This window comes from Peribacillus cavernae (genome assembly GCF_003989135.1).
GTDB classification, from domain to species: domain Bacteria; phylum Bacillota; class Bacilli; order Bacillales; family DSM-1321; genus Peribacillus; species Peribacillus cavernae.
Map to the genome: position 1 here is coordinate 1 of NZ_RYZZ01000013.1, position 22,198 is coordinate 22,198.

Annotated in this window: 22 protein-coding genes; 18 read left to right on the plus strand and 4 right to left on the minus strand. The window is 42.4% G+C overall.

Features of this window, described 5'->3' with window-relative positions; all coding sequences use genetic code 11:
- The first annotated feature begins 141 nt into the window (after nucleotides 1–141).
- The 4 genes from ELQ35_RS10810 to ELQ35_RS10825 all read left to right on the plus strand — a co-directional run bounded on the left by ELQ35_RS10810 (nucleotide 142) and on the right by ELQ35_RS10825 (nucleotide 6,973).
- Nucleotides 142–3,840, plus strand: a complete 3,699-nt coding sequence (locus ELQ35_RS10810) for a dynamin family protein (protein WP_126864855.1) — start codon at nucleotides 142–144, stop codon at nucleotides 3,838–3,840.
- An 18-nt stretch (nucleotides 3,841–3,858) separates the two neighbouring features.
- Nucleotides 3,859–4,638: a DNA polymerase beta superfamily protein gene (locus ELQ35_RS10815; RefSeq protein WP_126864856.1), complete on the plus strand. Its 780-nt coding sequence runs from the start codon at nucleotides 3,859–3,861 to the stop codon at nucleotides 4,636–4,638.
- A 1-nt stretch (nucleotide 4,639) separates the two neighbouring features.
- Nucleotides 4,640–5,479 (plus strand): sulfurtransferase, encoded by an 840-nt coding sequence (locus ELQ35_RS10820; RefSeq protein WP_126864857.1) that lies wholly within the window; start codon nucleotides 4,640–4,642, stop codon nucleotides 5,477–5,479.
- A gap of 612 nt (nucleotides 5,480–6,091) precedes the next feature.
- Nucleotides 6,092–6,973 carry a 5'-3' exonuclease gene (locus ELQ35_RS10825; RefSeq protein ID WP_126864858.1) on the plus strand — a complete coding sequence of 294 codons (882 nt, stop codon included), beginning with the start codon at nucleotides 6,092–6,094 and terminating at the stop codon, nucleotides 6,971–6,973.
- Nucleotides 6,974–7,014: 41 nt separating this feature from the next.
- On the opposite strand, the gene ELQ35_RS10830 is transcribed toward ELQ35_RS10825, so the two are convergent.
- Nucleotides 7,015–7,149, minus strand: a complete 135-nt coding sequence (locus ELQ35_RS10830) for a small, acid-soluble spore protein L (RefSeq protein ID WP_126864859.1) — start codon at nucleotides 7,147–7,149, stop codon at nucleotides 7,015–7,017.
- 139 nt (nucleotides 7,150–7,288) lie between these two features.
- On the opposite strand from ELQ35_RS10830, the gene ELQ35_RS10835 reads away from it, so the two are divergent.
- Both ELQ35_RS10835 and ELQ35_RS22595 read left to right on the plus strand, forming a co-directional pair.
- The gene (locus tag ELQ35_RS10835) at nucleotides 7,289–7,558 is read left to right on the plus strand and encodes a DUF6123 family protein (protein ID WP_126864860.1); all 270 of its coding nucleotides are present in this window, start codon (nucleotides 7,289–7,291) and stop codon (nucleotides 7,556–7,558) included.
- Nucleotides 7,559–7,713: 155 nt separating this feature from the next.
- Nucleotides 7,714–7,863, plus strand: coding sequence for a hypothetical protein (locus ELQ35_RS22595; protein WP_185861731.1), 150 nt, complete (start codon nucleotides 7,714–7,716; stop codon nucleotides 7,861–7,863).
- Nucleotides 7,864–8,011: 148 nt separating this feature from the next.
- Here ELQ35_RS22595 and ELQ35_RS10840 read toward each other — a convergent pair whose 3' ends face one another.
- A complete protein-coding gene (locus ELQ35_RS10840; RefSeq protein ID WP_126864861.1) occupies nucleotides 8,012–8,413 on the minus strand; it encodes a reverse transcriptase-like protein in 402 nt (133 codons plus the stop codon).
- A gap of 178 nt (nucleotides 8,414–8,591) precedes the next feature.
- On the opposite strand from ELQ35_RS10840, the gene ELQ35_RS10845 reads away from it, so the two are divergent.
- Together ELQ35_RS10845 and ELQ35_RS10850 are read left to right on the plus strand one after the other, a co-directional pair.
- Nucleotides 8,592–9,254, plus strand: a complete 663-nt coding sequence (locus ELQ35_RS10845; RefSeq protein WP_126864862.1) for a ribonuclease H family protein — start codon at nucleotides 8,592–8,594, stop codon at nucleotides 9,252–9,254.
- 17 nt (nucleotides 9,255–9,271) lie between these two features.
- Entirely contained in the window at nucleotides 9,272–9,493 is a 222-nt protein-coding gene (locus tag ELQ35_RS10850; protein ID WP_126864863.1) for a zinc-finger domain-containing protein, read from the plus strand.
- Between the two features lie 9 nt (nucleotides 9,494–9,502).
- Here ELQ35_RS10850 and ELQ35_RS10855 read toward each other — a convergent pair whose 3' ends face one another.
- The gene (locus ELQ35_RS10855; protein WP_126864864.1) at nucleotides 9,503–9,955 is read right to left on the minus strand and encodes an RrF2 family transcriptional regulator; all 453 of its coding nucleotides are present in this window, start codon (nucleotides 9,953–9,955) and stop codon (nucleotides 9,503–9,505) included.
- A 175-nt stretch (nucleotides 9,956–10,130) separates the two neighbouring features.
- On the opposite strand from ELQ35_RS10855, the gene hmpA reads away from it, so the two are divergent.
- The 5 genes from hmpA to ELQ35_RS10875 all read left to right on the plus strand — a co-directional run bounded on the left by hmpA (nucleotide 10,131) and on the right by ELQ35_RS10875 (nucleotide 16,381).
- Entirely contained in the window at nucleotides 10,131–11,360 is a 1,230-nt protein-coding gene (gene hmpA / locus ELQ35_RS10860; protein WP_126864865.1) for an NO-inducible flavohemoprotein, read from the plus strand.
- Nucleotides 11,361–11,674: 314 nt separating this feature from the next.
- A complete protein-coding gene (locus ELQ35_RS10865; RefSeq protein WP_126864866.1) occupies nucleotides 11,675–13,021 on the plus strand; it encodes a cytochrome ubiquinol oxidase subunit I in 1,347 nt (448 codons plus the stop codon).
- Nucleotides 13,018–14,043: a cytochrome d ubiquinol oxidase subunit II gene (locus ELQ35_RS10870; protein WP_126864867.1), complete on the plus strand. Its 1,026-nt coding sequence runs from the start codon at nucleotides 13,018–13,020 to the stop codon at nucleotides 14,041–14,043. Before ELQ35_RS10865 ends, ELQ35_RS10870 begins: the two co-directional genes overlap by 4 nt.
- A 14-nt stretch (nucleotides 14,044–14,057) precedes the next feature.
- Nucleotides 14,058–14,171, plus strand: a complete 114-nt coding sequence (cydS, locus tag ELQ35_RS23745) for a cytochrome bd oxidase small subunit CydS family protein (protein ID WP_370873404.1) — start codon at nucleotides 14,058–14,060, stop codon at nucleotides 14,169–14,171.
- 62 nt (nucleotides 14,172–14,233) lie between these two features.
- The gene (locus ELQ35_RS10875; RefSeq protein WP_126864868.1) at nucleotides 14,234–16,381 is read left to right on the plus strand and encodes a DNA topoisomerase III; all 2,148 of its coding nucleotides are present in this window, start codon (nucleotides 14,234–14,236) and stop codon (nucleotides 16,379–16,381) included.
- Nucleotides 16,382–16,539: 158 nt separating this feature from the next.
- Here ELQ35_RS10875 and ELQ35_RS10880 read toward each other — a convergent pair whose 3' ends face one another.
- A complete protein-coding gene (locus tag ELQ35_RS10880; RefSeq protein WP_126864869.1) occupies nucleotides 16,540–17,673 on the minus strand; it encodes a zinc-dependent alcohol dehydrogenase in 1,134 nt (377 codons plus the stop codon).
- Nucleotides 17,674–18,139: 466 nt separating this feature from the next.
- Between ELQ35_RS10880 and ELQ35_RS10885 the strand changes: the two genes are divergently transcribed.
- From ELQ35_RS10885 to mntR, 5 genes are all read left to right on the plus strand, one after another.
- Nucleotides 18,140–18,787: an ABC transporter permease gene (locus ELQ35_RS10885; protein WP_246026041.1), complete on the plus strand. Its 648-nt coding sequence runs from the start codon at nucleotides 18,140–18,142 to the stop codon at nucleotides 18,785–18,787.
- A gap of 26 nt (nucleotides 18,788–18,813) precedes the next feature.
- Nucleotides 18,814–19,806, plus strand: coding sequence for an ABC transporter ATP-binding protein (locus tag ELQ35_RS10890; protein WP_126864871.1), 993 nt, complete (start codon nucleotides 18,814–18,816; stop codon nucleotides 19,804–19,806).
- 4 nt (nucleotides 19,807–19,810) lie between these two features.
- On the plus strand, nucleotides 19,811–20,548 hold the full coding sequence (locus tag ELQ35_RS10895) for an ABC transporter permease (RefSeq protein ID WP_126864872.1): 738 nt from the start codon (nucleotides 19,811–19,813) through the stop codon (nucleotides 20,546–20,548).
- 27 nt (nucleotides 20,549–20,575) lie between these two features.
- Nucleotides 20,576–21,484 carry a glycine betaine ABC transporter substrate-binding protein gene (locus tag ELQ35_RS10900; protein WP_246026042.1) on the plus strand — a complete coding sequence of 303 codons (909 nt, stop codon included), beginning with the start codon at nucleotides 20,576–20,578 and terminating at the stop codon, nucleotides 21,482–21,484.
- Between the two features lie 118 nt (nucleotides 21,485–21,602).
- Complete coding sequence (mntR, locus tag ELQ35_RS10905; RefSeq protein ID WP_126864874.1) at nucleotides 21,603–22,028, plus strand: transcriptional regulator MntR; 426 nt, start codon at nucleotides 21,603–21,605, stop codon at nucleotides 22,026–22,028.
- Nucleotides 22,029–22,198 lie beyond the last annotated feature (170 nt).

Sequence of the window (22,198 nt, forward strand, 5' to 3'; positions counted from 1 at the left end):
GGGAAGCCACGAGAGTGGTTTCCCTACTTTATTTATTGTCAATTTTCCCTTTTTTGTTATAGCTTATATAGGAAAGAAACCCGAAATCGTTTACAATGATAGTAGTACAAACTAGACTCTCGAATTAAGGGGAATGGATTCATGGTTCATCAATCAACAAAGCAGGAGCGGGATTTAGATACTTTGACGGCCCTTTATGAAGCAATCGGGTCTGGAGGAGATTTCGCGAATGCTGAAAAAATGAAACAGCTGATGGTTAAAATTTACAATCAGGAATTTATCATAGCCTTTTGCGGCCATTTTTCCGCGGGGAAATCCAGTATGATCAACTATTTGCTGGGGGAGCAGGTGCTTCCATCAAGTCCGATACCGACAAGCGCGAATACGGTAAAGCTCCAGCGGGGAGAAAACTATGCAAAGGTATATTTTTTTCAAGGCAAACCAGTTCTTTTTCCTGCTCCATACGATTACAGGGCAGTTAAAAAATTCGCTAAAGATGGCGAGAGCATTTCGTCAATCACGATCAGTTCAAGTGAGTTTCCACTGCCTGAAACATGTACCGTCATGGATACGCCGGGCATTGATTCGACCGATGATGCGCACCGGGTTGCAACAGAATCGGCTCTTCACCTTGCTAATGCCATCTTCTATGTCATGGACTATAACCACGTCCAGTCCGAAGTCAATTTTCAGTTTGCAAAAGACCTGATGGATGCAGGCAAGCAGGTCTATTTAATCATCAATCAAATTGATAAGCATGATGAAACAGAGCTGGGTTTTATAAATTTCAAGAGCTCGGTCAGTGAGGCTTTTGCAAACTGGGGAGTGTATCCAAATGAGATTTTCTATACTTCATTAAGGGATTTACAAAATGAAGAAAATCAAATTGAGCAAGTAAAGGAATTCATTTTCAAACAAGTGCAGATGGGAGAGGACACCCGGTCTGTTTTTGACTCTGCTGAGAGGCTGTTGGAGAACCATCTGCTCTGGCTTAAAGAAAAGCTGCAAGAAGAAAATACATCGGCCTTTGCCATTCTTGCTGACTTGCCGCTTGAGGATCGGGAAAGAATCACCGACCGTCTTTTGTCGTTGAATGAAGAAAAGAGTCGGATTACTTTTCATGCTGGCAGCGTCCAGGAGAAATTTGAAGCGGGACTAGAAACAACCCTGAAAAATGCTTATATCATGCCAGCGCAAACAAGGGATCTGGCAAAGGCCTATCTGGAATCAAACCAGCCGGAATTTAAAATCGGGTTACTTTTTTCCAGAAAAAAAACAGAAGAAGAGAGAGTGAAGAGGCAACAAGCAATTCTTAACGACCTCCAGGAAAAGGTGAAAACCAAACTTGAATGGCATCTGAAGGAGCTTGCCGTCAACACGTTATCAGAAGCAGACATCCATAACAGCAGCCTTGAGCAGGCAGCACAAGGAATAGAAGTAACTGTTACAGAGCAAATGCTGGCCAGTTCGTTGAAACAGCAGGTGAATATAACCGGGGAATATGTCCTGAATTACACCAATGAACTCGCGGCATCGATTAAAAAGGAAGCAAGGAACCAAGCAGATGGATTCCTTCAAGAGTTGCACGGCCATTTGAAGAAGAGAGCCGCTGAGAAAATCGGCACCATTGAAAATGAACTTGCCGCTTATATACGCTATCAATCGGCTTTTGAATCAATCAGAACCATGAAAGACAACCTGGAACATACGAAGAAGGCTTTGTTCGATCTTCTAACTAACAAAGAGATTCCATCAAGCAATCTTGATTCCATCCAAATGGTTACTAAATGGATCAAGGAAGACGATGATGCTATTATCAAGCATACAGACGAAATCGAACCTGCACAGTCAGCAGGCACAAGTCAACAAAAAAACAACCGTAAAGATGTGCCAGTGCAGCAACCGGCCCAAGATTATCATGTGGACAAGGAAGCGACCGGTATCCATGGGAAAGACAGGCTGAAAAAAACAGCAGCCAATTTAACGAATGCATCGAATCTGATTCAGCCTTTGAAAGGCTTCCACTCGTTATACAGGGAATTAAAAGAAAAAGCAGAACGGCTGGAGTCGCAAACCTTTACGGTCGCCCTTTTCGGTGCTTTCAGTGCCGGGAAATCATCGTTTGCAAACGCCTTAATGGGAGAAAACGTCTTACCCGTTTCGCCGAATCCGACAACAGCGGCAATTAACAAAATTTTGGCGTCAACGGCAGACCATCCGCACGGTACGGCAACAGTCACCTTGAAAAGCGCTGATATGCTGCTCGAAGACGTTGCCCTCGCCCTGTCTGCCTATGACCTTACTGCCAGGACATTGGAGCAGGCTTACCAGCTGGCGCGAGAATTGCTTAAAGAGTCCGCTGCAGAAGAAAGAGGTAAAACGCATCTTTCCTTTATCAGGGCTTTTTATCAGGGACTGCCGGAATATCAGGAAAAGCTGGGAACGAAGCTTTCTGTCGACTTAGATGGATTCAGAAGTTTTGCGGCAGTGGAATCAAAATCATGTTTTGTCGATTTAATTGAACTTTATTTCGATTGTGAGCTGACAAAGCAGGGAATGGTCCTCGTCGATACGCCTGGAGCGGATTCGATCAACGCCCGCCATACAGGCGCCGCTTTCGAGTATATTAAAAACTCGGACGCAATCCTTTTTGTGACTTACTATAACCACCCTTTTTCCAGGGCGGACAGAGAGTTCTTGATCCAGCTCGGACGCGTAAAGGATTCCTTCGCGATGGATAAAATGTTTTTTATCGTGAATGCCGTCGATCTTGCCGACACCTCTGATGAACTGGAGGAAGTGATGGCATATGTCAAAGAACATCTGAGTGGATTCGGCATTAGGTTCCCGAAGCTGTTCCCGATGTCAAGCAAAGGGGCGCTTGTGGAAAAAAACGCGGAAATCCCTTTCCAGCATAAGTTTCTGCCGGACAGCGGTCTCGAAGCATTCCAAACCCAATTTGATAGGTTCATCGAGCATGACCTGACAACACTGGCGCTTGCATCTTCAAAGGGAGCGATCTTGCGGGCCAGACAGCTGCTGGGGGATGTGATTGCTGCCTCAAAACAGGATGAACGTGCGAAACAAAAGGCGCTTGCAGGACTTGATCAGGAATTGCTGCAGCTAAAAGAAATCCTGAGTGGCTTGAATGGAGAAACGGAAAAACAAAGGCTGCGAAAAGAGATTGAGGAGCTGGTGTTTTACAGCAAACAACGTGTGTTTTTACGATTTGCCGACTTTTTTAAGGAGTCCTTCAATCCTGCAGTCATCAAGGATGATGGACGCGATCTAAAGGCTGTGCTGCAAAAGTCGTTACGGGAGTTTTTCGCTTCGCTAGGGTTTGATTTGGCGCAGGAAATGCGGGCAACAGCATTAAGAAGCGAACTGTTTGTAGGCCGGTTGTTATTGGAAAAGCAGACTTCACTTGATGCGAAAGGTAAACAAATCCGCGAAAGTCTCTCTTTAAGAGAGCCCGAAGCATTACATTGTGAGACACTGGAGTTTAAACAGGCATTTGAAGATCTTCATGTAAACAGTTTTAAGAAAGAGCTTGCCCTATTCAAAAATACGAAATCTTTTTTTGAAAAGAATGAGAAAGCAAAGATGAGCGATGCACTGCAAGAAGGGTTGGAACAGCCAGCCGCAAGCTATACCGCAGCCCAGCAAGAGCGCATGTACAGCTTCTACTCCACACTCTTTGACGAAGAATTACAGAAGCTGCAGCAGGAATATGGTTCCGAAATAAACGAAATATACAGCGGCTTGCGTTCAGCTTTGGAAGAAATCATCGATATTCCGCTTTATGAAGGAATACTGGAAGAAATAAAACAACTTACTTGATGTAAGGGTTGATAGTGAATGAACGAAAAGGCTGGCTCTCTTTTAAAAAGTATTGAAAAAGAAAACGAGATTGTCATCGTGATGGCTGCTGAAACCGGCAGCCATTCTTTTGATCTCGAGTCCCCTGAATCGGACAGGGATATCCGATTTCTATTTGTCCGGGCAAATATCAGGGAGTATCTTTCAATCGAACTGCAACCTGATGTCATATCTTTATGGAAAAGCGATTATGAAATAGAGGGATGGGATATCTTTAAAGCTTTCCGCCTGATCTTAAAAAGCAATCCGAACCTGTTTGAATGGTTTCATTCCCGTACTTATGAAGGTTCAAATGAAGTATTCATGGCGGAAATGAAAAGCTTGATGGCAAGCCATTATTCTTTGCGCAATCTTGGCCAGCACTACTATCATATGTGCGTTAGCAACCTAAACCAACTCAGCAAAAATAGCGGCAGCGATAAAAAGGGACATAAAACCATGGTTCAGGCGGCGCGTTGTTATTTAATGCTCTCCTTTTTATTGCAAAAACAGGCTCTCCCGCCGTTAGCAGTTTCTCAGCTTTTAAAGGAAGTCAACATGGATTGGAAATTATCCTCTGTTTTTGAAGGGTTGTTCCAGGCAAAAAGGAGCGACGTGTATTTTTCAAAGGAAAAAATCTTAAAAATTGGGTCTTTGTTTGAAGGAGAATTAATTTCTGCAAAGAATCTATTAATAACTCTTCCTGAGGGAACTGACATGGAAGATAGGTTGAATAAAACCATATGGGAATGCCTGGACATTGGGCAAGGAGGAAAATAAGATGGGATTCTTTATTTCAAAAGAAGAAGTTTTGGAGCTAGTAAACAATCATCAAGCGAGAATCGTGGATTGCCGTTTTCAGCTTGGGAATACTGGTTATGGAGAAGAGACATACCGAGAAGTCCATATTCCTGGAGCGGTTTTTTTTAACACCGAAAAAGATCTGTCAGGTCCGACTTCGGAACATGGGGGACGCCACCCGCTGCCGGATTTACAAATGTTCAGGAAAAAGTTAGAAGAGGCTGGCATCAGCAATGATACGACAGTGGTGGCCTATGATGCCGGGAAAGAACCATTCGCTTCCCGTCTGATCTGGATGTTGACTTATATCGGCCACAAAAAAGCATATCTGTTGAACGGCGGCTTCCAAGCCTGGCAGGAGGCTGGCCTTCCTGTTGATACAGACATCCCTCATTATCATGAGGAAAGTTATCAACTGAATATCAATGAAGCTGTTCTCGCCAGTTATGAAGAGGTAAAAAGCTTTACAAAAGAAAGGCCTGAAGATATAGTTTTAGTCGATTCACGCGAAGAAAAAAGGTTTCTTGGAATAGAAGAATCCATTGACAAGAAGGCGGGCCATATACCAGGAGCGGTTAATAAGTTTTGGGCGGAAGGGTTAAGCAACGGAATGTACGGCGATAGCTCCCGCCAAAGTGAACGCTTCAGCGAAATAGACCCCTCAAAGCAGCTGATAGTCTATTGTGGCTCAGGGATTTCTGCTGCCCCTAATTTCCTCGCATTAAAAGAAGCTGGTTATGAAAATGTGAAACTGTACGTTGGCAGCTTCAGCGATTGGATTTCCTATCAGAATAATCCGATTGAAACAAAGAAATCATGATAATAGCCTTTGGTTTTTCCAGTCAAACTTCCTCGAAAAACGAGTGGCTTATGGTAAAATAAGATAGTGTCTAATAAATGAGTGAAAATCTACTGCCTTCCATGTAACAAGTTGGGGGCCTTTCCTTTTTTTCATCTTATGATCGGTCATAGGAAAGTATGAGCTATCATTGAAATTTAAGAGCGATTAGCCAAATTTATGATCGATGGCAGTTTTTCTGATAAAAAAAAGAAATATTTGTGGCGAACCTCTTCGTGTTTCTAGAAGAAACGATGCTGGATTACCCCGATTCTTGCTTTTAAGAGCGGTTATCAAGAATTGTGAGCGATTATCAGAAAATATGAGCGATTAGCCAAATTTATGATCGATGGCAGTTTTTCTGATAAAAAAGATATATTTGTGGCGAACCTCTTTGTGTTTCTAGAAGAAACGATGCCGGATTACCCCGATTATTGCTTTTAAGAGCGATTATCAAGAATTGTGAGCGATTATCGAAATTTAAGAGCGATTAGGCAGATTTATGAGCTATCATCGAATTTATGCTACAACTGCGATTTTTCAACAGATAATGTTTCTAATATTTGTGAGTTTAAAGTTTTTTGAGGTGATGATATGGAAAACAACGAAACACAACTGCCATCCCTTATGCTAGTGGATGGAATGGCACTTTTATTCAGGGCTTTTTATGCGACGGCTGTTACAGGCCAGTTTATGATAAATTCCAAAGGCGTACCGACCAATGCCGTACAGGGCTTTTTGAAGCATATGTTGACAGCGGTCGACCACTTTTCTCCAACGCATGTTGCTGTTTGCTGGGATATGGGCAGCAAAACATTCCGCAACGAGCTGTTCGGTGAGTACAAGGCAAATCGATCCACCCCTCCTGTAGAGATGATCCCGCAGTTTGATCTTGTAAAAAAAGCGGTAGAAGCGTTTGATATTCCAAACATAGGCCTGGAAGGTTTCGAGGCGGATGATTGTATTGGCACAATTGCAAAAGCTTCCATATCCAATAGCAACGTATATATCCTAACAGGGGATCAGGATATGCTTCAGCTTCTGGAAGATAATATTTCAGTTGTTCTTCTCAAGAAAGGCTTTGGCAATTATGAGGTCCATAATACTAATAGCTTCTATGAATGGAAGGGAATCACACCGCGTCAAATGATTGATTTGAAGGCGTTAATGGGAGATCCTTCCGACAATTATCCGGGAGTAAAGGGAATTGGCGAAAAAACCGCCTTAAAGCTGCTCATCCAATATGAGAGCATTGAAGGAATCCTTGAAAACGTCGAAGCTTTGACTAAAACCCAGCGCGCAAAAATTGAGGTAGCGGTTGATATGCTGCATCTCTCGAGAAGGCTCGCTGAAATAAAATGTGATGTGCCAGTGTCTTGTTCGTTAGAAGAATCCCTCTTCAATTATGACCGTGAGAAAGTCAAACAAATGGCTTTGGACCATGAGTTTAGAACATTGCAAAGAATGATTATATAAGAGCCAACCGCTGCCTTGGATTGGCAAGCGGTTGGTTTTTGCTATTTTGTATTATCCTTCTTCGCCGCGTTTTCAAGTTTACCTTTCGGATCTTTTGCTGTGTCTGCGCCGACTGAATAACCTTGCGGATTAACCCCGCTGAAAGCATCGGCTCCTCTATTTCTACTTTTGCTCATGAAAAACACCTCCTGTTAGTACTCTTTGCAAAAACATGAAAGCATATGTTGGCAACTTTTGTCGAAAAATGTATAGGCAAAACAGCATTTTTACGGTAAAATGTAGAAGGGAAATGTAATAAGGCAGGTGGAAGTTCCTGTGGAAAAAACTGTAGAAGAATATATAAGTTTCCTTGAATCGAAAGGGTTTTCCTTCGGTGAGGATGCAGTAGGGTTTATCTTTTTTGGAAAACATTATACCAATGCCAGTGATTTTCTCGTAAATCTGGCGATCGAAATGACCCTTAAAGCACAAAAGGATTTTGACGGAAGCTTTTACATATCGTTGCTCGAAGCATTAAAACAGAGTCAGGTCCATACCCGTTCCGAGGCAGAATCATTTGCAAGGGACCGAGGGTTATTGGTTTAGAAAAAAACGGCAGATATCGATCTGCCGTTTTTTTTCTGTATAAGAAACTACGGATTGAATTTTATGTAGATAACTTAATTTTGGTTATCTCCATCCACCTCCAGCGCCTAGCCCCGACGCACAGGACGTGCTGGTGCCGACGAAGACATAAGGACGTGGCAATTTTAGTCGGCCTCGAGGTCATAAGCAAATCATCTGATGGGGAGAAAACCGCTCCCCATACAGCTGCTTGTCTTATGCTTGTCGGACTTGCACAGGACAAGGAACGCTTCGTCAGCATTACATCGCACGAAGGAAAGCGATAGCTTTTCGAGGATGTGCTGACGTCGACGTTCGCCACAGGACGTGGCGGATGTTAGTCGACGTTCCATTTAGGCGCTTGCGCTTTTGTTCCTGAACTGCTCCTACAGAAACCGATTATCGTTGCCGAAAATTAATGGTTCGTTGTCTTCTTCATTCTTTTGCCTCTGTGTTCAAATGAATCGCCTTTCTCGCCAATTTATCGGCTGATTTATTTTCGATGCTCGGAATCCACTTCATAAAAAACAAATCAAGCTGGCGAGACAATTCAAGGGCTTTTTCCAAAAGCGGTGAATAGCGCTTATTCTTCACGAATTCTTTTTCAATCGCCCGGTTAATCAGTTGTGAATCAGTCCGGAAGGAAACGGCCATATATTTTTTTTCAAGACAGATTTCCAGTGCTTTGATCAAGGCATGATATTCCGCTTCATGGTTTTCCATCATGCCAAGCGGAATCGAAAACCGTTCTACCTGGCCGTTATTATTAATGAAAATGCCGGCACCGCTGGGACCGGGATTGCCCGCGCTTGCTCCGTCGGTATTCACTTCAATCATAATAAGTTCCCCCTATGATCCCCCAAGTTGAAAATCGCAAATTATTAAAAATATCCAATTTTATCATATAGCAAGCCCAGGGATGATTGCAAAAAAAATAAGGGAAATTATAAATAACAAAACGTATACTAAAAAGACCAAACATAGATATGATAAGGATAGAAGGCAGGGTGAAGAAATGAAAGTAATCATGCATTGGACGTATGGCAGCGCGAAAAAGCCTGCTTGTGATTTTACCTCTGACTGGCTTGATGCCGGAATTGCCCTTATAATAGCAGATGACCTAGAAAAAGCAGGCCGGATGAAGACCGTCGAGTTTAAAGACGAGATTGGTACATCCTGGACAAAAAAAGAACTGAAAAAGCTCTTGGTTGAAATAGATGAGGATCCGAGTAATGTGACTGTATATTTTGACGGAGGCTTTCAAAAAGAAGATGGATTAACCGGCATTGGAGTTGCCATATATTATACCCAGGGGAAGAATCACTGGCGCCTTCGCGCAAACGCCCTACTAGCAGAACTGGACTCCAACAATGAAGCGGAATATGCAGCTTTGTTTGAGGCTGTCAAACACCTTGAAGAATTAGGCGTGCACCATCAATCCTGCCGGTTCAAGGGCGATTCCCAGGTAGTGCTTAAGCAGCTATCCGGGGAATGGTCATGCTTTGAGGAAAATCTGAATCGCTGGCTGGACCGGATCGAACAAAAAATCGGCAAACTTGGCATTAAACCAATCTACGAACCAATTCCGAGAAAAGAAAATAGCGAAGCAGACAAATTAGCGACCCAGGCTCTAAAGGGTGAGGAAATTTTAAGCAAGCTCAACATAAGTGAAAAATAAAAAGGGAGCAAAACAAATTGAAGAACCGAAAAGTTATCTACTCAGAAGTAGAGGCAGTCCTTGAGGATTACTGCAAGGATTGTTTCCTGTACAGTACTTTAAGAAAAGAAAAAGGCAGAAACTATGCCCATAAATTTTGTATTTCACAATGCACGGTCGGGGAGAAACTGAAAGAAATCGGCAATGAACTGAGCGGAAACAAAAATAAACTTAAAAATGAGAAAGGCCGGCTATCATAAAACCGGCCTTTAGTCGTTCGCACGTGCTACAGAGTCAAAATATTCCCTGAGCATAACTTTATTCTCAGTGATGTCTTCAAGAGTATATTCATCGAGGATCTGTAAAAAAGCGTCCAGCGCTCTGTTAAAAATATGTTTCAATGAGCATACCGGCGCAATCACACATTTATTGCTATGATGCTCAAAGCATTCCACAAGATAGAAGTCTTCTTCCGTTTTTCGGACGATTTCTCCGATATTGATCTCGGAGGGCAGTTTCGCAAGACGGATGCCGCCATTGCGGCCGCGGATCGTTTCGATATAGCCCATTTTCCCTAAATTATAAATGACTTTCATAAGATGATTCTTGGAAATATCATAGGCTTCGGCGATTTCACTAATATTCGCCAGCTTTTCATTCCTTTGGGAAGCTAAATATAGTAAAACTCGAATCGAGTAATCTGAATAGGTAGTTAAACGCATAAATCTTTTCCCTCACAATCCCTTCCTGCCTTCATCTTAGCATAATTGTGAACATTTCTTAAACGTTTAAATTTTGCAGGCTAAAAGATGTATATGAAATATTGCTTTTTAACTTGCTTAGTTTTATTATAAAGATGTATTTAAAATACTACTTTTTAGAAAAGAGGGTAAATCCATGTTATCTCAGCAGACGATTGACATCATTAAATCAACGGTACCTGTTTTAGAAGTGAAAGGTACGGAAATTACAACAGTATTTTATAAAAATTTATTTGAAAACCATCCCGAATTATTACATATTTTTAACCATGCCAATCAAAAAAGAGGGCGTCAGCAAACCGCTCTTGCAAATACGGTGCTTGCGGCAGCGAAATATATTGACCAGCTTGAAACAATTATTCCGGTTGTCAAACAAATTTCCCATAAACATCGCAGCCTTGCGGTCAAACCAGAGCATTATCCGATCGTAGGCGAGCATCTTCTTGGAGCCATCAAACAGGTTCTCGGGGATGCAGCGACAGATGAGATCATAGGTGCATGGGCAGAAGCATACGGCGTGATTGCCCAGGTATTTATCGATATTGAAAAAGAAATGTACCAGGGAACGGCAAACCAAAATAATGGCTGGGCCGATTATAAAGATTTTAAAGTAATCGACAAAGTAAAAGAAAGCGATGTTATCACTTCATTTTATTTAAAACCGGCTGACGATTCTAATGTTCCTGAGTTTGAACCGGGCCAGTACATTACCGTCCGGCTCCAAATTCCGGGAGAAGACTATTTATTCAATCGCCAGTACAGCCTTTCGATTGCTCCCGGTAAAGAATATTTTCGAATTTCCGTGAAAAAAGAAGCAGAAGGCACTATACCGGACGGAAAAGTATCCAACTATCTGCACGATCATATCAACACTGGTGATACGATTGAAGTGACCGCTCCAGCAGGGGACTTTACTCTTGATACGGAAAAAGAAACACCAGTTGTTTTCCTCAGCGGCGGCGTAGGTATTACACCATTCATGAGCATGGCGGGCGCCGTTGCTGAAAAGCAGCCGGGACGACAGGTGCAATTTATTCATGCAGCCAGATATGGCAGTCTTCAAGCCTTCAAAGAAGAGCTAAAAGGATTACATGATAAATTGACGAATTATCAATTGGCATTCGTTTATGAACAGCCTGACGAAGAAGATTTGCAGAATGAATATTTCAGCAAGCAGGGCTACATTGATGCCGAATGGCTGAAAGATAGAGTAGCGGCCGATGCCGACTTTTATGTCTGCGGACCGGTGCCATTCCTGCGCGCCATCATCGGCAGCCTGAAAAAGCTCGGCATTCCCGATACACGGATTCATTTTGAATTCTTTGGACCGGCGGAGAATCTTGAAGCGGAAGAAGCTACCGCCTAAATATCCATCAAAATAGACAATGATATCAACCGATTTTCCTGACTTTGAAGGAGGATCGGTTTTTATTTTTGTCAAATTGGGCAAACTACTTTTCGATACATAGTCCAAAAGGTTTATAAGTAGAATCTCTAACCATACATTTATTCAACTAGTGTTTGCTTGCCAATAAAGGCATTAATTCAAAGCTTGGAGAGGATATTTAATGTACAAGAAACAGGAACGCAGGTTAATGTGGCTGGCATTTATTGTTGCACTCATGATGGGATTATCGATACTGGGCCGGATCGTTTCGGGGTAAGGGAAGGTGAGTGTGAATGGGAAATGAAGAAGCTGTCTATTTTAGTAGAGGATTAACGGAACTGACATTATCGTTCCATATCATTTTTGCGACCATTGGGGTAGGGATTCCGCTGATGATCATGATTGCTCAATGGGTTGGGATTAAGAAACAGGATGAACACTACATACTTCTTGCAAGACGATGGACGCGCGGATTTGTAATTACCGTCGCTGTAGGTGTCGTGACCGGGACGGCAATTGGATTGCAGCTCTCGCTTCTCTGGCCAAACTTTATGCAGCTGGCTGGAAATGTGATTGCTTTGCCTTTATTTATGGAAGTGTTCGCTTTTTTCTTTGAAGCGATTTTTCTGGGAATTTATTTATACACGTGGGATCGGTTTGAGAACCAGAAGAAGCATATGCTGCTGCTGATTCCGGTTGCAGCAGGTGCTTCATTCTCTGCGGTCTTTATCACGATTGTCAATTCGTTTATGAATTCTCCCCGGGGGTTTGATATTGTAAACGGGCAACTGGTGAATATTAACCCGATACTCGCGATGTTTAACCCGGCGATGCCAACTAAGGTCACCCATGTTTTGGCCACTTCCTATATGACAGCGGCGTTTTTGCTCGCAGCGATCGGTGCTTATCGTTTAGTAAAGGGATCCAATCATGTATATCACAAAAAAGGCTTATTTTTAACGATGAAAATGGGGCTCCTATTCTCGATTATCACGGCGATTCTTGGAGATTTCTCAGGAAAGTATTTGGCAGAATACCAGCCTGAAAAATTAGCGGCTGCCGAATGGCATTTTGAAACGGAAGAAGGAGCTCCGCTGATGATGTATGGTGTTCTTGATAATGGCGAAGTGAAATATGCGCTGACGATTCCATTTGGGCTCAGTATTCTTGCGCATAGTAATCCGAAAGCTGAAGTGATCGGGCTTAATGAATTTGCTGAGGATGAGATTCCTCCCCTGTATATTCACTACTTGTTCGATACAATGGTCACGATTGGCATGTTGATGATCGGGATTTCTTTTGTTTTTTTGCTGGGATTTTGGCGAAGATGGCGCTTTGTTTTAACAAAATCATTCCTCTGGATAGTAGTGTTTGGCGGCCCCCTTTCCTTTCTTGCAATCGAAGCAGGTTGGTGGCTTGCTGAAGTGGGGCGCCAACCGTGGATATTGCGGGGAATCATGCGAACATCGGAAGCAGCGACCACCAGTGGCCAGGTCGATACGATGTTACTTTTATTTGCTGGATTATATCTGATTTTAGGGATCGGCAGCATGGTAGTGCTCACCCGGATGTTTCGTAAAAATACCGTCGAACAGGAACTGGCCGACCGGGCCTCCGATAAAGCAGGTGAAACGGTATGAATCTAGAATTTATCGGTATCTTCGTGTTGTGGCTGTTTTTGTTCGGATACGTGATGGTCGCTTCGATTGATTTTGGGGCAGGATTTTTTAACGCATACGTTACACTGACAGGTAAGCAACACATTTTAAGCAAAATCATCCAGCGCTATTTGTCACCGGTCTGGGAAGTGACCAATGTCTTTTTAGTGTTTTTCTTCGTAGGAATTGTTGGTTTTTTCCCGAGAACCGCTTACTATTACGGGACAACATTGCTTGTACCTGTAAGTATCGCGATTATCTTGCTTGCGATTCGCGGTTCCTATTATGCGTTTACCACTTACGGCGGGCTGAAGCATAAAAGGTATACATATATGTACGGACTTACCGGATTATTTATTCCCGCTTCATTATCGATTGTATTGACGATTTCGGAAGGCGGCTTTGTAACAAATGAAACACCCGGACCAGCACTGAATTACTGGGATCTATTCACCAGCCCTTTAACCTGGAGTATCGTTGTGCTAAGCCTGACAGCCGTGCTGTTTATTTCAGCCGTCTTTTTGACGTGGTATGCGCATGAAGCGAAAGACGAGCATGCGACCAATTTATTGCGACGATACGCGCTTATTTGGGCAGGCCCAATGATTCTTACAGCATCGGGTATTGTCGTTGAATTGCATGCACATAACCCGGAACACTATGCGCGGCTTATGGACGTTTGGTGGCTGTTCATTTTATCCGTCGCTTTATTTATCGGCACCGTTTATTTACTTTGGAAGCGGCAAGCGTATGGTACAGCGTTTGGGCTATTGACTGGACAATTTTTTCTGGCCTTCTTTGGATACGGCATTGCCCATTACCCGTATCTCCTTTATCCATACCTTACGATTTATGATAGTTTTACGAACGAGGCGATGGCGATTGCCTTAATCATTGCCTTTGTCGCCGGGCTTGGTTTGCTTCTTCCATCACTTTATCTGCTGCTCAGACTGTTTTTGTTTAACAAAGAATATGTACAGGGTAAACGAAACGATCACACATAAGGAGGAAAAACAAGATGGAAAGTTTCCTGATCTATTATGCACCTTTTCTTGTAATCATCGGAGCGATTACAGCTGCTTTTTGGCTTGCATTAAAAGGTGATCCGATTGATTTAAAAAAAAGTGAATGATGGGGTTCTATCAAGGTATAATGGATGTATGCATTTTTATCATGAACGAAGGTGACAAATCCATGAAATTAATTATTGCCGAAAAGCCCGATCAGGGGGCGGCCCTTTCCTCACAATTTAAAACGAAAAAACAGCAGGGATATATCGAGATCCTTCCGAACGAGCTTTTTCAAAAAGGGGCTTATGTGACATGGGCGATCGGCCATTTGGCCCAGCTTGTTTCCCCGGAAACATATCGTCCTGAATGGAAAAAATGGACGCTTGATGCGCTGCCGATCATTCCGGAGCGGTTTCAATATGAAGTGACACGCTCCAAGGCAAAGCAATTCAATCTTGTCCGCACGCTGATCAGGAAGCCGGAAGTGACTGAAATCATCCATGCTGGTGACGCAGGACGCGAAGGTGAACTGATTGTCAGGAATATTGTCAATTTGACCGGGGTGAAAAAGCCGATGAAACGACTTTGGATTTCATCGTTAACGCCGAAAGCGATCTATGAAGGATTTAAAAACCTGTTGGATGAACAGGAAACGAAAAGCCTTTTCTTTGAAGCATATACGAGGGCATGTGCCGATTGGGTGGTTGGCATGAACGCATCCAGGGTGTATAGCATTCTCTTAAAAAAGCAGGGAATGTCAGATGTATTTTCGGCAGGCCGTGTGCAGACGCCGACGCTTGCATTAATTGTCAAACGTGAAATGGAGATTGAGAATTTCAATTCAGAGCCGTTTTGGGAAGTGTTGGCTACTTTTGACATTCAAGGGAAGAAGTACGAAGGAAAATGGCATAAAGACAAAGATTCCCGGATTAAAGACGTGGAAACAGCCAATAAAATCGCCGCATTTTGCCAAAACAAGTCCGCGAACGTACACGATGTACAAACCGAACGGAAAGAATATCAGCCGCCTTTACTGTTTAATCTTTCAGCTTTACAGGCAACGGCAAATAAAATTTTTAAGTTTTCTCCTAAAAAAACACTAGATGTTTTGCAGAGTTTGTATCAAAAAGGGATTGTCTCCTATCCGAGATCTGATTCTAACTATGTCACAAAAGGAGAAGCTGAAACGTTTCCGGACATTCTTCAAAAACTAAGCAACCTTCCTGATTATCAAGAGTTATTTCCGCCTCCACACCCTTCGATTATCAACAATAAACGTTATGTCAATGAGAAAAAGGTAACCGATCACTATGCGATTATTCCGACAGAACAGGTGAAGAATCCCAGGCAACTTTCTGCTGATGAAAGCAAAATTTACGATTTGGTCATCCGACGGCTCATCGCTGCCCATTATGATCAGGCCATTTTTGATTATACGACGATTAATACCCTTGTGGACAAGCGGGCTGAGTTCATTTCAAAAGGGAAGCAGCAAGTCCAGGAAGGCTGGCGGAAAGTCATTTTTCAAAACGACAAAGATGATGATATCATTTTGCCGATTATTGCAGAAGATGAAGAAGGAAAAGTGGCGAAAGTACAGGTGAAAGAGGGAAAAACGCAGCCGCCGAAGCGTTATACGGAAGGGCAATTAATTACCCTGATGAAAACGGCCGGCAAGCATTTGGACAATGAAGAACTGGAAAAAGTACTGATGAAAACAGAAGGGCTTGGGACAGAAGCTACCCGAGCCGGCATCATTACGATGCTAAAGGACCGGAAATATATTGAGGTCAATAAGAATCAGGTATTTGCAACCGACAAAGGAAAAGTATTAATTGCAGCGATCGGTGATAAAATCCTTGCCTCACCTGAAATGACTGCTAAATGGGAGCAACGTTTAAGGGAAATAGGTGAAGGGAAAGCGTCTGCCGCTGTCTTTATGGAACAGGTAAAGAAGCTTTCATCGAAGATTATTGAAGACGCAACTGATATGTCGGGAAAATGGAACTTTGAAGGGTTGGACACCCAGTCCATCCAAAGAACAAAATCAAAATTCACAATTGGGAAATCGGTTGGTACATGTAAATTGTGCGGCGGCACAGTCATCGATAAAGGGGACTTCTACGGGTGTTCAAACTATAATAAAACGAAATGCAATTTTACAATGTCTAAAAAAATGTTAGGCAAAAAGATTTCCCAAACGAACACTAAGAAGCTTCTGGACAACGGAAAAACCGATTTGATTAAAGGCTTTAAAAAGGGCGATAAAACATTCGATGCTTTTTTAGAATGGAATGATCAGGAAAAGCGGATTAGCTTTGCTTTTAAATGACCACATGGAAAAAAAGGTCGATTCTTTTACCCAAAAAAGGTGTCCATTTGAATGTGGACACCCACGTTTTTTTGTCATACTAAGTATATCCTACTCAGAGCGATTTATTTCTATACTGTTAAGGATGCTGGAATTAAATTGGCAGTATTATCAGCCTTTTAGGGCTTTAATACGACCTTGATGCAGCTATCTTGATGGTCATTAAAGATGTTATACCCATGACCTGCATCTTCAAGGGGTATATTATGTGTAATAATCTCTTTTGGATCAAACTCTTTATTTACAATTTTTTCATAGAGCTTCGGCATAATTGGGATAATCGGTGCCTGTCCCATTTTTATTGTGATATTTCTTAACCACAGGGCGCCTAATTCAAAATTATTGTAGTTGCTGCCATAGATTCCAGTAAGTTGAAGAGTCCCATTTTTTCTTACAGCTTTTGCGGCAATCTTTAAAGGTCCAAGGGTTCCGCCCTGCAACTTTAACTTTTGCCCGACAAACTCAAGAGGTGTTTTTTTTCCGTCCATACCGACAGCATCAATCACTACGTCTGCGCCCCCATGAGTGATTTCCTTTAAATACTCGCCCATATCATCTTTTTTGGTAAAGTCAAACACCTCAACATTGTTCATCTTTTTAGCATGGTTTAACCGATAATCCAAATGATCGATAGCTATTACACGCTTTGCGCCTTTCATCCAGGCGAATTTTTGCGCCATCAACCCAATAGGTCCACAGCCGAGCACGATAACGGTGTCTCCCTTTTTAATCCCTGAATTTTCCACGCTCCAATAAGCAGTGGGCAAGACATCGGATAAAAAGAGAAGTGATTCATCTTCGAGCTCACACGATTCAGGGATGACAAAAGGGGTGTAGTTTCCAAAAGGCACTTTTAAATATTCAGCCTGTCCGCCTGGATGATTTCCGTACTTCTCTCCAAAACCGAAGAATCCTCCTGAATCGTAATAGTCATTGGCATTATCGCATTGGCTAGTCATATCCTGCTGGCAATATATACACTGGCCGCATGAAACATTAAAAGGGATAACAACACGGTCACCCTTTTTTACTTTTGTCACTTCAGGGCCAACTTCTTCTACAATCCCCATGGGTTCATGGCCAATAATATAGCCATCAGGCAACGGCATGTTTCCTTGATAAAGGTGAAGGTCTGACCCACATATAGCAGTAGATGTGATTCGAACGATGACATCATCTTTTTTTACCAATTTTGCATCTTCTACCTCTTTTACTACTACAGTATTAGGTGCCTGGTACGTTACAGCTTTCATTTTTTACACTCCTTCATTGGCTACTGATTATTTTCCGCGGTCAAAATAGTAATGTGACTGCTAAATGAATATTGGCACGCATGATCAATATTAAGTATTTCCCAAACTTAGCCGTATGATTCGAAATTGTAAAACCTAAAAATGAATAATAGGATAAATTATGCACACGATAAATATGGTTAAGTTTGATGAATGAATCTTTTTGGGAATCAAACGGTTTATTAGGAACGTATTCTAGTTGAGTGCAATCGTAATTTAGCATAGTTACTTAGTTAGTCAACCCTAGATTATGGCTAAGACCGATAATTATGTTATAATTTTTGTTATGGCAATAATAAGCAGTATTGTCGAATAGGGTCGACAGGGTGAACAATTCTGATAGGCTCTTTTTTTTGTACTTGATTTGCAGGCGAAGAACCAGTGTTTACATCTGATTTCTGCCTATCTCAAAAGGAGGTTTATGACATTGCAGGAATGGATACGATTTCTTGAGGTTAACTCACCTCGGATTTTAGAATTGACGATCGAACACACCATGCTTGTCGCATTAGCGATTATCGTCGCGCTCTTGATCGGTGTCCCGCTCGGTATCTACTTGACTACGAATGAATACCTCGCCGGAATCGTTCTACAAGTCGCTTCCATTATATTGACGATTCCGAGCATTGCCCTATTTGGTGTGATGATCCCCCTCTTTTCACTTATTAATCAAGGCATTGGCTACGTGCCTGCTTTTGTTGCGCTCGTTCTCTACTCACAGCTCCCGATTATCCGTAACACGTATACGGCGATAAAAAACGTCAACCCTGAGATGCGTGACGCTGCAATCGGAGTAGGTATGAAGACGCATCAGCGACTGCTCCGTGTTGAAATACCCAACGCTTTACCCGTTATTATGGCAGGTATACGTACGGCTGTCGTCCTAAATATCGGCATCGGTACTATTGCAGCTTATATAGGAGCCGGCGGACTAGGCGTTCTAATTACCCAAGGCATTGGCAGGGGAGACAATTATTTGATTATCAGTGGTTCATTGGCTGTTGCGCTGCTTGCGCTGTTTGCAGACGGTATTTTATTAATGATTCAAAAACGCTATACACGTTCAAATGCTTAGTTAATTAATTGCAAAGAGGTGAAAAGATGATCAAGTTTGATCATGTAACAAAATCATATGAAGGCGGTATAAATGCTGTCAAAGATGTTAATTTTACAGTTGAAAAAGGAAACATTGTTGTCTTGCTTGGCCCGTCAGGCTGCGGAAAAACAACGCTGCTTCGAATGGTCAACCGTCTCGAGTCTATTACAAAGGGAACGATTAATGTTAACGGCCAAAATTCGATGGAACTGAATGAAATTGATCTAAGAAAAAAGATCGGTTATGTGATCCAAAGTAATGGACTGTTTCCGAATATGACCATTGAAGACAATGTCATGATTGTCCCGGATTTACTGGGGTGGAGCAAAAAGGAAAAACGCGAACGATTTTACTCATTGATGGGACTCATTGGTCTTAATGCGGATGACTACAGGAAGCGCTACCCAAATGAATTGTCAGGCGGTCAGCAACAACGTATCGGCGTGGCGCGGGCACTTGCTGCAGATCCACCGGTTATGCTGATGGATGAACCATTTGGTGCGCTTGATCCTATCATTCGCGAAAAGATTCAGGATGAATTCTTGCATATTCAAAGAGAAGTCAAAAAAACGATTTTGTTTGTAAGCCATGATATTGATGAAGCTATTAAAATGGCAGACAAAATCGTCCTGATGCGTGGAGGAGAAATTATGCAGTTTGATACTCCTTCAGAAATGTTGGCGCATCCAAAAAATGATTTTGTGTCGCAATTCTTCGGCAAAGACCGGGCGATTAAAAGCCTCAGCTTACATACAGTCAAAAAGCTGCAAGACATTATTGGTCTAGTGGAATTTGATGAGACCATTCAGGATACGAAAACGATTAATGTCAACCAAGATTTGCGTAATACATTGTCGATGTTGATGAATCAAGAAGCCGATCAAGTTATTGTCACAGACGATAATGGGCGGCAACTTGGCGCGATCACGATTGATCTCGTACAAAAATACCTTCACTTCGAAATCAAGGGGAAGCCTTCCGTGGCCCAGAAAGGGTGATTCCGTGAATACGAAGAAGTTTATCGGCTACAGTGTAAGGTTTATGATTTATGCGCTCGTAATCTTTTTTTTCATCTGGGCGATTCAAAATCAGTATTTCAATTATATTTTTAGTCAGTCCAGCACGTTTCTTGTTTTGCTGAGACAGCATATAGAGATCGTGCTTGTTTCCTCCTTGATAGCGGTTGCCATCGCTTTGCCAGCAGGCATCCTGATCACTAGGCCAAGATTCAGGAAAGCTGAATGGTTCGTTTCTATGATCGTCAATTTTGGGCAATCCATACCGAGCCTGGCTGTTCTTGCTCTCATGATGAGTATTCTTGGCATCGGATTCAAAACGGCCGTTTTTGCATTATTTATATATTCGATCCTTCCCATCTTTCGTAATACAGTAGCAGGCATTAATTCTATTGATCCCAATATGGTTGATGCTGCAAAAGGGATGGGGATGAAGCCATCACAGATTTTATTTCGTATTGAACTGCCAAATGCGGCCTATTCAATATTAGCTGGCGTACGTACGGCTGTCGTTTTAAATATAGGAACAGCGGCCCTTGCCTATGTCATCGGAGGCGGCGGTTTAGGGGTCTGGATATTTACAGGCATTCAACTATTCGACAATGGGTATTTAATCTCGGGTGCTGTCCCCGTTACCTTAATGGCTGTACTTGCTGACTTTTTACTCCGCAGGCTGGAGAATATTGTTGTACCAAAGGGATCGAGAAGATCTGTTGAAACATAGTTAAAGATGTAAGGAGGTATCGGGTTAGTGAAAAATTCACTCAAACTTTTTCCTCTTATTTTAATCGTCATCGTCTTGACCTCCTGTTCCTTAATCGGTGTTGGAGGCAAGCAAATAACGATAGGTGGAAAGAATTTTACAGAGCAGTACCTGCTATCTGAGATGACAGGCTTCTTGCTGACAGAGGAAGGGTTTAATGTTAAACAAATGAACAATCTAGGGAGTACGGTCGTTCGTACAGCCCTGGAAAATGAACAAGTAGATATGATGTGGGAGTATACTGGAACTGCACTTGTCACTTATATGGAAGAAGAACCGATAATTGATCCGGAAGAAGCCTTTCAAAAAGTGAAAGCAATTGATGCCGAGCGCAATATTCACTGGATGAACATGTCTGAAGTTAACAACACCTATGCGCTTGTTATGGATAGGGCCAAGTCAAAAGAACTTGGAATCCGGTCCATTAGCGACTTAGCCGCCTATGTGAACGATCATCCACAAGCCTTAACAATGGCGTCTGACGCTGAATTTGCCAATCGTCCTGACGGATTGCCCGGGGTAGAGGAAACATATGACTTTGAGTTTGGTGCTAATCAAATCAAACAAATGGATCTCGGCTTAACACAGCGGGCGCTTAACGATGGACAGGTGGATGTTTCTGTCGCTTTTGAAACAGATGCAACGATCAAAAATTACGACTTAGTCATTCTGGAAGATGACAATCAATTCTTCCCTCCATACCGTGCGGCTGTCTCTATCAATCAAGAAGTGTACGAAAAGTACCCGGAAATTGAAGAGATCACTGAACGGTTGGCAGAGAAATTAGACAGTGACGTTATGCGGGAATTAAACTATAAGGTAGATATTGAAAGAAACAGTGTCTCCGTTGTTGCGCATGATTGGCTTGTGGAAAATGGTTTGTTAGATGAAGAATAAAAAAATGCCCCGTTCGTAGAAGTGCACTTTTACGAACGGGTTTTTAATGTGTTTCTTGTTTCAAAGCGTATTATATAGTAAAATTTTAATGATATGGGTTTGAAATGGAGGATACGTGATGCCTACACCTAGTATGGAGGATTACATAGAACAAATATATTTATTAATAGAAGAAAAAGGGTATGCACGTGTTTCCGATATCGCGGAAAACCTGTCTGTACATCCATCCTCCGTCACCAAAATGGTACAAAAGCTTGATCAAGAGAAATATTTAATTTATGAAAAGTACCGTGGACTTGTGTTGACGCCTGATGGGAAAAAGGTGGGCAAGCGTCTCGTTTACCGCCATGAATTGCTGGAGCAGCTGCTTAGGTTAATCGGAGTGAAGGAAGAAAATATTTATCACGATGTAGAAGGAATCGAACATCATTTAAGCTGGGACGCCATCGACAGGATTGGGGACCTGGTGCAGTACTTCGAGCAGTTCCCGCACACGGTAGAAGAACTCAAGGCAAGCCGGAAACAGAATGAAGATGAAGAATAAGCCTTCGGAACCTGGCTTATTTTTTATACTCGCTGTTTTACCTGCTGAAATCTTTCCGTACTTACAGATCTTCCCAAACGAGAAAGCCCATTACGGTGCGATAGCACCCCCTTAGGGATGGGAGTGTCAACTGAAACTAAATTATGATAGATACGTAGAAAAGAAAATTC